Annotated in this window: 13 protein-coding genes; 8 read left to right on the top strand and 5 right to left on the bottom strand. The window is 67.9% G+C overall.

Annotation, left to right across the window (positions count from 1 at the left end; translation table 11 throughout):
* Positions 1–257: 257 nt before the first annotated feature.
* Positions 258–1,235, top strand: coding sequence for a helix-turn-helix domain-containing protein (locus VFG33_RS10900; protein ID WP_325025123.1), 978 nt, complete (start codon positions 258–260; stop codon positions 1,233–1,235).
* Here the strand turns inward: VFG33_RS10900 and VFG33_RS10895 are convergent.
* Together VFG33_RS10895 and VFG33_RS10890 are read right to left on the bottom strand one after the other, a co-directional pair.
* Positions 1,230–2,084, bottom strand: a complete 855-nt coding sequence (locus tag VFG33_RS10895) for an NAD-dependent epimerase/dehydratase family protein (protein ID WP_325025121.1) — start codon at positions 2,082–2,084, stop codon at positions 1,230–1,232. The genes VFG33_RS10900 and VFG33_RS10895 overlap by 6 nt on opposite strands.
* A gap of 74 nt (positions 2,085–2,158) precedes the next feature.
* Positions 2,159–3,037 (bottom strand): LysR family transcriptional regulator, encoded by an 879-nt coding sequence (locus VFG33_RS10890; RefSeq protein WP_325025119.1) that lies wholly within the window; start codon positions 3,035–3,037, stop codon positions 2,159–2,161.
* A gap of 72 nt (positions 3,038–3,109) precedes the next feature.
* Between VFG33_RS10890 and VFG33_RS10885 the strand changes: the two genes are divergently transcribed.
* The 4 genes from VFG33_RS10885 to VFG33_RS10870 all read left to right on the top strand — a co-directional run bounded on the left by VFG33_RS10885 (position 3,110) and on the right by VFG33_RS10870 (position 6,598).
* Entirely contained in the window at positions 3,110–4,363 is a 1,254-nt protein-coding gene (locus tag VFG33_RS10885) for an MFS transporter (RefSeq protein WP_325025117.1), read from the top strand.
* Positions 4,323–5,063 (top strand): GNAT family N-acetyltransferase, encoded by a 741-nt coding sequence (locus tag VFG33_RS10880; RefSeq protein ID WP_325025115.1) that lies wholly within the window; start codon positions 4,323–4,325, stop codon positions 5,061–5,063. Before VFG33_RS10885 ends, VFG33_RS10880 begins: the two co-directional genes overlap by 41 nt.
* Before the next feature lie 61 nt (positions 5,064–5,124).
* Positions 5,125–5,544 carry an ester cyclase gene (locus VFG33_RS10875; protein ID WP_325025112.1) on the top strand — a complete coding sequence of 140 codons (420 nt, stop codon included), beginning with the start codon at positions 5,125–5,127 and terminating at the stop codon, positions 5,542–5,544.
* Positions 5,545–5,554: 10 nt separating this feature from the next.
* Positions 5,555–6,598, top strand: coding sequence for a LuxR C-terminal-related transcriptional regulator (locus VFG33_RS10870; RefSeq protein ID WP_325025111.1), 1,044 nt, complete (start codon positions 5,555–5,557; stop codon positions 6,596–6,598).
* Between the two features lie 13 nt (positions 6,599–6,611).
* On the opposite strand, the gene VFG33_RS10865 is transcribed toward VFG33_RS10870, so the two are convergent.
* A complete protein-coding gene (locus tag VFG33_RS10865; RefSeq protein WP_132191327.1) occupies positions 6,612–6,797 on the bottom strand; it encodes a DUF5703 family protein in 186 nt (61 codons plus the stop codon).
* A 37-nt stretch (positions 6,798–6,834) separates the two neighbouring features.
* Positions 6,835–7,776 carry an aldo/keto reductase gene (locus tag VFG33_RS10860; RefSeq protein WP_325025105.1) on the bottom strand — a complete coding sequence of 314 codons (942 nt, stop codon included), beginning with the start codon at positions 7,774–7,776 and terminating at the stop codon, positions 6,835–6,837.
* A 51-nt stretch (positions 7,777–7,827) separates the two neighbouring features.
* Here VFG33_RS10860 and VFG33_RS10855 point away from each other — a divergent pair, with 51 nt between their 5' ends.
* Both VFG33_RS10855 and VFG33_RS10850 read left to right on the top strand, forming a co-directional pair.
* Entirely contained in the window at positions 7,828–8,877 is a 1,050-nt protein-coding gene (locus tag VFG33_RS10855) for an LLM class F420-dependent oxidoreductase (protein ID WP_325025103.1), read from the top strand.
* Between the two features lie 6 nt (positions 8,878–8,883).
* Entirely contained in the window at positions 8,884–9,711 is an 828-nt protein-coding gene (locus VFG33_RS10850; RefSeq protein WP_325025101.1) for an undecaprenyl-diphosphate phosphatase, read from the top strand.
* Between the two features lie 121 nt (positions 9,712–9,832).
* On the opposite strand, the gene corA is transcribed toward VFG33_RS10850, so the two are convergent.
* The gene (gene corA / locus VFG33_RS10845) at positions 9,833–10,810 is read right to left on the bottom strand and encodes a magnesium/cobalt transporter CorA (protein ID WP_325025099.1); all 978 of its coding nucleotides are present in this window, start codon (positions 10,808–10,810) and stop codon (positions 9,833–9,835) included.
* Positions 10,811–10,939: 129 nt separating this feature from the next.
* Here corA and VFG33_RS10840 point away from each other — a divergent pair.
* On the top strand, positions 10,940–11,076 hold a 137-nt coding region (locus tag VFG33_RS10840), incomplete at its 3' end, for a histidine phosphatase family protein (RefSeq protein WP_325025125.1).

The raw sequence follows: 11,076 nt of genomic DNA, 5'->3' as shown, positions 1-11,076 counted from the left end.
CGCCGTGCCGTCTGTAGCGGGGATGAGCAGGGTGCATGGGCAGGCCTTTCGATCAGGACGCAGCGGGCAGCATCCAGCGGGCGGCCGGGTTGGCGCCGGCTGCCACTTGATGAGGTAGGTGAGGCGGGCGTGGACCGGGCGGGCACTACGCCTCCTACTGATGGAGGATGTCAACGGAGACAGCAGCGGCACAAGGAATGTTGGTGGCTGAAGTACGCCGGGTGGCGGAGAGTCGCCACCAGCACGGCGGAGGATTCATGAAACTGAACGTCCTGGGACTCACGGACGAAACAGAGCGGGTTTATACCGCCCTGGTTGGGCTGCCGCAGTGCACCGCCTCCGAGTTGGCCGAGACTTGCGGACTGACCGCGGCTACTGTCGGGCGGCTCCTGTCCGCTCTGGTCAGGGATGGCCTCGCTACCCGGGCCGCCGGACGGCCACCTCGCTTCTCCGCCACCGTCCCCGACGTCGCGGTGGCCGCTCTGATCGACGTGCAGCAGCATCGGCTGGACGAGGCGCGTTCAGTGGTCCACCGATTGATGGAGACCTACCGCGAGGCGGCCCGGATCACGCATCCGGAGATGGCGGTCGAGTTGCTCACCGACCGCGATGACATCAGCTCGGCGGTAGCCCGGTTGACGGCTGACGCTCGGCGCGAAGTACGGGCGTTCGATCGTCCGCCGTACGTCGACCGGCCGGGGATGCACCTCGACGTACAGATCGAGCGGCAGCGGAGCGGCGTGATCCATCGGGTCATCTACAGCCAGGAGGCGGTGGCCTGGCCCGGACGGATGAACTCCGACATCGGACCCAGTATCAGGGCGGGGGAGAAGGCCCGGGTCCGGCCCGAGTTGCCGTTGAAACTGGTGATCAGCGACAACCAGGTGGCCATCATCCCGTTCAGCCTGGCGGCCGGCGGTCAGTCGGCGGCCTACCTCATCCACCAGTCGCCGATGCTCGTCGCGCTCGAGTCCCTCTTCGAAGGCGAATGGGAGCGGGCCGTCGCACTGTCGGAGGGCGGACCGACCGCCGGCGGCGACCCGACACAGCCGGACGACGACACCCGCTGCCTGCTGGAACTGCTCGCCTCCGGCCTCACCGATGCGGCCATCGCTCGCTCCCAGGGCTGGAGCGAGCGGACCACGCAGCGGCGGATCCACCGGCTGATGCAGCAACTCGGCGCCTCAACCCGCTTCCAGGCCAGCCTTACCGCAGCCCGCCGCGGCTGGCTATGAGGTTCGCCAGGAGAACTCGGGCTCGTAGCCGAGGACCCGCCGCGCCTTGTCGATGGACAGGAGGGTTTCGTTCGGGCCGAAGGGCTTCTTAACCGGTACGTCGGGGAATACCTCGGCCAGAAGTTCTTCGTTGGGCCGCGACATCACGGTGTCGGCGTTGGCGATGATGAAGACGTCGGTGCCGGTGGTGTCGAATTCGAGGGCCCGGCGTACTGCTTGAGCGCCGTCGCGGGCGTCGATGTAGCCCCAGAGGTTCCACTTCCGCAGCCGGGCGTCGGCGTCGAAGGAGGGGAATCTCGCGTAGTCCTCCGGATACATCACGTTCGAGAACCGCAGGCCGAGCATCTTGAGGTCGGGATGCCAGCGGCACAACTGCCGCGCGAGCTCCTCCTCGAGCGTCTTGACCAGCGAATAGGTGCTGTTCGGCCGCGGCGGGTACTCCTCGTCGACCGGCACATAGGGCGGGGCCTCGTCGAACGGCAGGCCGAGAACCGTCTCACTGGACGCCCAGACGATGTTCCGTACTCCGGCCCGCAGCGCCGCGGAGAACACGTTGTAGCTCGTGGTCATGTTGTTGTGGAACGTCGCAGCGTTCGGCCGCAGCCCAGGAGCCGGAATCGCCGCCAGATGCACCAACGCGTCGACACCGTCATACCTGTCGTCGATGCCGGCCATGGCTTCGTAGGCCTGTCCGAAGTCCGTCAGGTCGACCCGCGTCGACCTGACGTCGGGCCGAGTGGGCGGTGCCTGGTCCAGGGCGACAACGTCCCAGCCCTGGTCATGCAGGTGATCGACCACCGCCTTGCCTAGTTTGCCGCTGCTGCCGGTGACCGCTACCCGTTTGCTCACTTTCAGATCATTACATTCTCACCGGCGGCGGGTGACGCGCTGTCTCATGCTGAGACAGGTGAGGCACTTGTCGGTCAGCGGGGCGGTGTTGGACGGGTGAGGTTCAGGGATCGGCGGAGTTGGGGGAGTAGGGGTAGGAAGGTCGGAGGTGGCGTGGTGCCGGTCACGACGCTCAGGGTCAGGCTGTAGCGGAAGGGGGCTGGGACCAACTGCTCGCCGGGGCGGAGTTCGCCGGCCAGGGCGCTGCGGGGGACCAGGGCGAGTTGGGAGCGGCGGCGAGCCATCGCGACCGTGGTTCCGAGGGTGACGCCGCGGCGGGCGCGGGCGCCGAGAGCGATCAGGCGGTTGCGGATCTCCTCGATGCCGCGGTCGTAGGTGGAGAACGGGAGATCGCGCTCTCTCAGCGGTTGCTTGCCTGTCCCGGGCAGGGCCACGCCGGGTGGGACGAAGAGGACCAGGTGGTCGCGGCCGACGGGATGCGCGACCGTGCCGCGAGGAAGAACCATCTGGTCGGCGATCGCGATGAACGCAGCGTCCATGGTGCCTTCGGCAACCTTCTCGACCAGGAACTGACCATGGTCCACCTGTTGCTCGATGTCGATGTCGGTCAGCTCGGCGTCCAGAATGGGGAACAGGATCGGGGCCAGGCTGCTGAATGTGCCGATCACCAGGCGGGTCCCGGCCGCTGCGGACCTGGTCGCGCCGTACACCTCCTCGAGGTGGCCGAGGATGTGCTCAGCGCGCCTGGCCAGTTCTGTTCCTGCTGCGGTCGGCCGGGCGCCGCGGGTGTCTCGCTCGAAGAGCTGGGTCTCGCAGGCGCGTTCCAGCCGGGCCAGTCGCTGGGATGCGGACGGTTGGGCGATCCGCAGTTCGCGCGCCGCCGTGCCGACCGAACCGGTCCGCCTGATCGCCAGCACCAGGCGAAGGTCTTCGACCGATGGTGATGAAGTCATAGGTACAGCCTATGGCCGCCGGATGATTGTTGCCGGCTACCTGGGGAGCGCTCTCCGGACCAGGATCGATGCATGAGAACAGCAGCTGGGAGAGCGCGGCGAGACGCGCTGTTTCTCCTGGCAGGAAGCGGTACTGCGGATCTGGCCTACCGGATCACGCAGGTCGCCTTCCCGTTGGTGGTTCTGCAGCAGACAGGCTCCGTCGCGGCAACCGGATTGGCGGGTGGCGCGTCGGGGATTCCAGTGGTGTTGTCGCCGTGGTGGGCCAGGAAAGCGCGGCAGTGGGTCGATTCCGGTCCACGGTTGGCGGTTGTCGCCGCAGTACAGGCGGTTGCGCTGGCGATGGTTCCGGCTGCGGCCGTGCTCGGTTTGTTAGGCCCGGAGGTGTTGATTGCCAGCGGACTCCTGCTGGGTTGCGGAGATGCGTTGGCGACGCCAGGTCGAGCGGCTCTACTTGCCGACACCGGTGACCGTTGGGGACCTGACAAGGCGGTGCTGCTGTTGACCTGGCAGGACGGGATCAGGCGCGCAGGCATGGTGGTCGGTCCACCGCTCGGCGCGCTGGCGATCGCGGCCGGGTTCACTGATGGCTTGCTGTGGGTCGAAGCCGGGACGGTTCTGGTCGCCGGGCTGCTCGCAGTGAGCGTCACCGGGGAGCGCTCTCCCGCGATCCGGGAGCTGCCGTCGATCCGGGCCAGTCTGGTCGGGCGGAGTGACGTGCTCTACGGCTGGATCGTCCGGGGGGCGGGATGCTTCACCTGGTTCGCGTTCACGCTCGGTCTGTCGGTGATCGGTGCCGAGCGAGGTCAGCCGGGCGTCTACGTGGCCGCCGGGATGTCCGGGTACGGCGTCGGCTCGGTGGTGGGCACGTTGATCTCCCTGGCACTGATCCGGCGATTCCCACCGGTACCGCTGACCGCGATCGCCTGGACCGTCGTCGGGAGCTGCTGGATCGGCATGGGTGTCTGGACCACACCGGCCGCGGTCGCAGTACTGGGAGCTCTTTCGGGTGTGACCATCGTGCTGGGAATCGGGGCCATCACGGCACTGATCACCTGGACGTCGGCAGGTGCGCAGCGGCGTGCGTTGTTGTCGGGCCAGTCAGTCGTGGTGAACGCCAGCAGTTCGGCCGGCCTGCTGATCGGGGGACCGGTGCTGGCGGTGATCGGGGCTGAGCACACGCTGATCGGGGCCGGCCTGGTCACCTGCCTGGTGGCGCTGGGAGTGCTGCCGGCCAGGAGAAACCGGGAGGCGCGGAAAACCAGGGGCTGTCAGAATGCGGAACATGACGGAGATCGTGATCACCACGTTGGCCGAGCGGCCTGATGTCGTGCCCTATCTGGGCGACTTCTGGAATTCCTGGCCCGAGTTCATGAAAGAGGATCTGGTGGCCGACGCGCTGCTCGGCGCGGTGCCGAAGGAGTTCCCGGATCAGTGCCTGATCGCGACCGAGGACGGCGAGGTGGTCGCGCATGCGCGCAGCATCCCGTTCGCCTTCCCGATCGAGGGGCGGCCGGAGCTCCCGGCGCGCGGCTGGGACCAGGTGCTGCAGTGGGGGAGCGAGGACCACCGCCTCGGCCGCGCCACGAATGTCTCCAGCGCCCTGGAGATCATGATCAAGCCGACCCACCGCGCCCGCGGGCTCTCGCACCGCATGGTCGGAGCCATGCGCGATGCGGTCAAGGCCAAGGGTCACAGCACCCTGTACGCACCCGTCCGGCCGAATGGGAAGACAGCCGCCGCGCTGCCGATGGCGCAGTACGTCGAACAGGTGCGTGAGGACGGGCTGCCGGTCGATCCGTGGTTGCGGGTGCACGTGAGGGCCGGCGGGAAGATCGTGAAGGTGGCGCCGACCTCGATGACGGTTTCCGCGTCGCTCGCCGAGTGGCGCGAGTGGACCGGCCTGCCGTTCGACCGCACCGGCGACGTGATCGTGCCGGGAGCGCTCGTGCCGGTGCACTGCAGTGTGGAGCACGACAGCGCCGTCTACCTCGAACCCAACGTCTGGGTCCAGCACGACCTCTGAGCGTGAATACCCCAACTAATCGGGGTATTCAGCCTCGATCAACCGCCGCACGATCGGTGGCATGACAGCCACAGAGCAGAACAAGGTCACCGTTCGGGACTTCATCGACGGTCTGTTCACCAAAGGAGACCTGGGCGCGGTGGACACCTACCTCGCCGAGGACTTCATCAACCACGACCCACCCTTCGGGGTGTCCGCCGATCGGGAAGGGATGCGGACCGCCGCGACGATGATGCGGGCCGGCTTCACCGACTGGCACAGCGAGCTGCACGAGTTGATTGCCGAGGGCGACCTCGTGGTCGAGCGCTTCACGGCCGGCGGTACCCAGACCGGCGAGGTGATGGGGGTGCCGCCGACCGGCCGGGAGGTCAGCCTGCCGGGGATCAACATCTTCCGGCTGCGGGACGGCCGCATCGTCGAGCGCTGGGGACGGCTGGACGAGCTCGGCTTTCTCCGTCAGCTCGAGGTCGTTCCGGCGTAGCATCCACGGTATGGGCGCGGGCGATCGCCTGGAGATGCTGATCCGCCGCTGCTACGCGGGGCTGGAGACGGATGCCCTGCGGGCCGAGGTGCTCGACCGGCTCCGCGGCATCCTGACCGTCGACGCCGCCTTCATCGCCACCGTCGATCCGGCCACCCTGCTGTTCACCTCGGCGACCGCGGAGGATCCGCTCGGCACGGTCACGGAAGCGTTCCTGGACAACGAGTTCGGCCGGTCCGACGTCAACAAGTTCACCGCGCTGGCGGCCGCCGCGGATCCGGTCAACTCACTGGATCACGCGACCCGCGGTGACTGGTCCTCGAGCTCCCGGTACGTCGAGGTGATGGCGCCGCTCGGCCTGGGCGACGAACTGCGGGCGGCGCTGAGGTCCGGCGGCCGTTGCTGGGGAATGATCTGCCTCCATCGGGCGGACGCCGGGTCCGGGTTCTCGGAGCGGGAGCTGACCCTGGTGCGGCGCCTCGGTCCCCATCTGGCCGAGGGTTTCCGGCGCAGCCTCCTGGCCACGAAGGAGCGTCCGGCAACTGAGATCGGACCAGGAGTGATCGTCCTGACCAAAGGGTTCGAGGTGGTGGCGAGCAGCCCGGAGGCGGAGCACTGGCTGACGGAACTGGACCACCACGACGACCCGATGCGTCGTACGGAACTCCCGGTTGCCGTGCGGGCCGCAGCGGCTCAGCTCACTCATGTTCACGAGCTGCCGGCCGCGCCGGTGCTGAAGGTGAGAACGCGGGCCGGACGCTGGCTCGCGGTCCATGCATCGACGTTGAGCGGTGCGGGTGATCACCACATCGCGGTCGTCATCGAGCCTGCTACGCCGACCCAGCTCGGCTCGTTCCTGCTCGATCTTCACGGCCTGACGCCGGCTCAGCAACGGGTGACCGAGCTGGTCCTTCGGGGGCGGTCGACCCGGCAGATCATCGAGCAACTGCATCTGTCCCCGCACACGGTCCAAGAGCATGTCCGCGCGGCCTACGACAAGGTCGGCGTGGGAAGCCGCCGCGAGCTGATCGCCGCGTTGCTCGGCGATCACTGAGACCCGCTCGGAATCAGAAAGTCCGCATCACCTTGATGATGCGGCGGCGGAGCCAGACCCGCCTGGTGCCGTCCGGGTAGCGCCTCAGCCTGGCGAGCTCCCAGCCGCCGTACTCGGCGTGCTCGGTGAGCAACCGCCGTACTGCGCCGCGCGACTCGGTCCTCGACACCTCGAACTGCTGCAGCTCGTATTCAGCCATCCGCACCTCATTTCCTACCGGAACAACAACAACTTCTTCACGAAACATCCTCCAGCGCCGCCACGATGGCCGGCGGCAAGGTCAGCTCCTCCACGCCCAGTACCGACTTCAACTGCATCGCCGTCCGGGCCCCGACGATCGCCGCCGTCACGCCCGGCCGGTCCCGGACCCAGGTGAGCGCCACCTCGAGCGGAGTCCAGCCGAGCCCGTCAGCAGCGCGGGCTACCGCTTCAACGATGCCCGAACCTCGCCCATCGAGGTAGGGGTCGACGAATCTGGACAGATGTTGAGACGCCGCCCGGGAGTCGGCGGGGATGCCCGTCCGGTACTTCCCAGTCAACACACCGCGCCCAAGTGGCGACCAAGCCAGTACTCCGATGCCGAGGCCGCCCGCCGCTCGAATGGCATCCGCCTCCGCGTCCCGGGCGAGCAGGGAGTACTCCACCTGGTTCGACACCGGTACTGCGCGCCCGGGCCACGCCTGCTGCCAGGTGACGGCTCTGGCGGACTTCCAGCCCGCGTAGTTCGACACCCCGACGTACCGGACCTTGCCGGAGCTCACCGCGTGGTCCAGCGCCGACAGAGTCTCCTCCAGCGGCACGTCGTCGGACCAGGTGTGCAGCTGCCACAGATCGATGTAGTCCACGTTCAGCCGCCGCAGGGACCCTTCCAGGTCGCGCAGCAGGGCACCGCGGGAGGTATCGGTGATCCGCTCGCCCCGGCGGACGCTGAAGCCGGCTTTGGTGGCGATCACGAGGTCGTCGCGATCCACCACGTCGCCGAGCAGGGAGCCGATCAGCAGCTCGCTGTCACCGTCGCCGTACGCCGCGGCGGTGTCGATCAGGGTGCCGCCGGCCGCCACGAAAGCCGCGAGTTGCTCACGGGCCTCGTGCTCGTCGGTGTCGCGGCCCCACGACATGGTGCCCAGGCCCAGCCTGCTCACCGTCAGGCCACTGTGACCCAGATAGCGCTGCTGCATGAGCCGAGCCTATTGCGGACCTCCGACATCGGCTCGTTAGGCTCGCCTGTCATGCGACTCGGACTCAACATCAGCTTCGTCCTCGGTGGGGACGACCATCTGGATCACCTGCGGCTGGTGAGGGAGGCCGAGGCGCTCGGATTCTCCGTCGCCTGGGCCGCTGAGGCGTACGGCTCGGACGCCGCCACGCTGCTCAGCTGGATAGCAGGCCAGACCTCGACCATCGACCTCGGCGCGGGCGTCTTCCAGATCCCGGCCCGGACGCCGGCGATGACCGCGATGACGGCGGCGACCCTCGACAAGCTCTCCGGCGGCCGGTTCCGGCTCGGGCTGGGCGTGTCCGGACCTCAGGTGTCCGAGGGCTGGCACGGCGTCCGCTTCGCTCAGCCGTTGCTCAGGACGCGTGAGTACGTTGCCATCGTGAACTCCGCGCTGCGCCGCGAGACGGTCGCGTTCGAAGGCAAGTACTTCACCCTGCCTCTGCCCGACGGGCCGGGGAAGGCGCTCAAGCTCTCGATCCGGCCGGTGCGCGATCATGTACCGGTCTACCTGGCCGCCGTCGGCCCGAAGAACCTCGAACTGGCCGGCGAGATCGCCGACGGCTGGCTCGGCATCCTGAACGACCCGTCGTACCTGGGAGAGCAGTTGAACCACATCAGGACCGGCCGCGGGCCGGATCGCGGCCTGGACGACTTCGACGTGGTCGCCTCCGTCCCGGTCGTGGTCGGGGACGACATCGAGGCCGGCGCCGACCCGATCCGCGGTTACACCGCGCTGTACATCGGCGGAATGGGCAGCCGCGAGAAGAACTTCTACAACGCGCTCGCGGTCCGGATGGGGTACGCCGACGAGGCCAAGGAGATCCAGGACCTCTACCTGGCGAAGAAGCACCGCGAGGCGATGGCCGCCGTACCGCTGGGCTTCATCGACTCGATCTCGCTGCTCGGTGGCAAGGAGCGGATCGCCGACAAGCTCACCGCGTACGCCGAGGCCGGCGTCACCACACTCGCCCTGACCCCCTTCGAACCGACCGTGGAGCAACGGATCGACACGCTCCGCACCGTGGCCGCGGCCCTTGAACTCGCCGGGATCGGTGACTGACAGTCCATGTCGATCTGGGACGCCATCATCCTCGGCATCGTCGAGGGGCTCACCGAATTCCTGCCCGTCTCCAGCACCGGTCACCTGACCATCACCTCGAAGATCCTCGGTCTGCAGATCGACGATCCGGCCATCACGGCCTTCACCGCGGTGATCCAGTTCGGCGCGATCGCGGCCGTGGTGCTCTTCATGTGGAAAGACATCCGCCGGTACGCCGTGGCGTGGTTCCGCGGTCTGCGGCACGCCGAGTACCGGGGTGAGTTCGACCACCGGATGGGCTGGTACGTCATCGTCGGCTCGCTGCCGATCTGCATCGTCGGGTTCCTCGCGAGGGACATCATCTCCGGGCCGCTGCGCAGCCTGTGGTGGGTCGGGGGGTCGTTGATCGTCTGGTCGTTCTTCATGATCGCGGCCGAGCGGCTCGGCAGCCAACGCCGCCCGCTGACCCGGATCACGCTGATCGACGCCGTCTTTATGGGCATCATCCAGTGCCTCGCCCTGATCCCGGGCGTCTCCCGCTCCGGCGCCACCATCACGGCCGGCCTGTTCCGCGGCCTCGACCGGGTCGCGGCGACCCGGGTGGCGTTCCTCCTCGGCATCCCGGCCCTGGTCGGCGCGGCCGTCTTCGAACTACCCCACGCCCTCGACGGCAGCGTCGGCGCCGTCCCGGTCCTCGTCGGCACCATCGTCAGCTTCATCGTCGGCTACGCCTCGGTCGCCTGGCTGATCAGATTCGTCGCCAAACACACCACCGAGGTCTTCGCCTTCTACCGAATCCTCCTAGGCATAGTCATCCTCATCCTCCTAGCCACCAGCACCATCACCGCCACCTGACCCCTGCCAAAACCTGGGATCATTCGCCCCGTTTTCACCTTCTGTGGACAAGTGGTCTAGCGGTGTGTCAGACCACTCGTCCACAGAACGTCAAGACGGGGCGAATGAGTGGAAGGCGTGGTTAGAGCCAGCCGGCTTTGCGGAAGCCGGCGTACATGGCGGTGCAGACGATGGCCATCAGGGTGAGGACGGCGTAGTAGCCGTAGTACCAGCGGAGTTCGGGCATGTTGTCGAAGTTCATGCCGTAGATGCCGGCCAGCATGGTCGGGACCGCGGCGATCGCGACCCAGGCTGAGATGCGGCGCATGTCGTCGTTCTGCTGGACCGAGACGCGGGCCAGGTGGGCGTTCAGGGCAGAGCTGAGCAGAGTGTCGAGGACTTCGGTCTGCTCGGAGACGCGGATCACGTGGTCGGCGACATCGCGGAAGAACGGCGCCGCCTCGCGACTGACCAGCGGGACGGCACCGTGGGCGAACGCCTCCATCGGTTCGCGCAGCGGGAGGACCGCGCGGCGCATCTCCAGCACCTCGCGCTTGAGCAAGTAGATCCGCTCGGCGTCGCTGGTTGGTGCGGGCGAGAAGACCGAGGACTCCACCTCGTCCACGTCGATCTCGACGTACTCCGCGACCGCTTCGTAGCCGTCGACCACCGAGTCGCAGATCGCCCAGAGCACCGCGGGCGGGCCGTGACCGAGGACCGAGGCGCGGTCCTCGAGTTCCTGCCGGGCCGTGGTCAGGGCAGCCCCTTCGCCGTGGCGGACCGTCACGACGTACCGGTTGCCGACGAAGACGCTGACCTGGCCGGTCTCGACCGCGTCGTTGGCGTCGACGTACCAGAGGGTGCGCAGGACGACCACGATCGATTCGCCGTACCGTTCGACCTTCGGGCGCTCGTGGGCCCTCAGGGCGTCCTCGACGGCGAGTTCGTGCAGGTTGAAGAGCTTCTGGACCCGGCGCATCTCGTCCTCGGTCGGCTCGTGCAGCCCGACCCAGCCGAACGAGGCGCCGTCGTCGTCGATCGCCTGCGCGACCGTCTCGGGGTCCCGGGGCAGGTCTTGCCGTTCGCCCTCGGCGTAGACCCCACAGTCGACGATCACCACGCCATGATCGCATCGACCCCATCCCTTGCGTCCGAAGAGGCGCGGGGCAGGCCCCTCGTCGCTTCGGACGTAAGGATCAGAGGTGGGAGCGGGAGGCGGGGCTTTGGGGGGACCGGATAGCGTGCGGGCATGCCCACGGTGATTCTGGTTCGGCACGGCCGTAGCAGTGCCAACATGTCCGGCGTCCTGGCCGGGCGGACCCCAGGGATGAAACTCGACGAAACCGGGGTGCAGCAGGCGGCCGCGGTAGGCGAACGGTTGGCCGG

Source organism: Kribbella sp. (assembly GCF_035687465.1).
In the GTDB taxonomy this organism is placed as follows: Bacteria; Actinomycetota; Actinomycetes; order Propionibacteriales; family Kribbellaceae; genus Kribbella.
Note: the sequence above shows the minus strand (reverse complement) of the source record. Positions and strands in the feature narration are given on the sequence as shown.

Coding starts and splice junctions, on each gene's coding strand:
- VFG33_RS10850 (WP_325025101.1), top strand. CDS start 8,884: ATGTCGATCTGGGACGCCATCATCCTCGGCATCGTCGAGGGGCTCACC.
- VFG33_RS10875 (WP_325025112.1), top strand. CDS start 5,125: ATGACAGCCACAGAGCAGAACAAGGTCACCGTTCGGGACTTCATCGAC.
- VFG33_RS10890 (WP_325025119.1), bottom strand. CDS start 3,037: ATGACTTCATCACCATCGGTCGAAGACCTTCGCCTGGTGCTGGCGATC.
- VFG33_RS10880 (WP_325025115.1), top strand. CDS start 4,323: ATGACGGAGATCGTGATCACCACGTTGGCCGAGCGGCCTGATGTCGTG.
- VFG33_RS10870 (WP_325025111.1), top strand. CDS start 5,555: ATGGGCGCGGGCGATCGCCTGGAGATGCTGATCCGCCGCTGCTACGCG.
- VFG33_RS10900 (WP_325025123.1), top strand. CDS start 258: ATGAAACTGAACGTCCTGGGACTCACGGACGAAACAGAGCGGGTTTAT.
- VFG33_RS10855 (WP_325025103.1), top strand. CDS start 7,828: ATGCGACTCGGACTCAACATCAGCTTCGTCCTCGGTGGGGACGACCAT.
- VFG33_RS10865 (WP_132191327.1), bottom strand. CDS start 6,797: ATGGCTGAATACGAGCTGCAGCAGTTCGAGGTGTCGAGGACCGAGTCG.
- VFG33_RS10860 (WP_325025105.1), bottom strand. CDS start 7,776: ATGCAGCAGCGCTATCTGGGTCACAGTGGCCTGACGGTGAGCAGGCTG.
- VFG33_RS10885 (WP_325025117.1), top strand. CDS start 3,110: ATGAGAACAGCAGCTGGGAGAGCGCGGCGAGACGCGCTGTTTCTCCTG.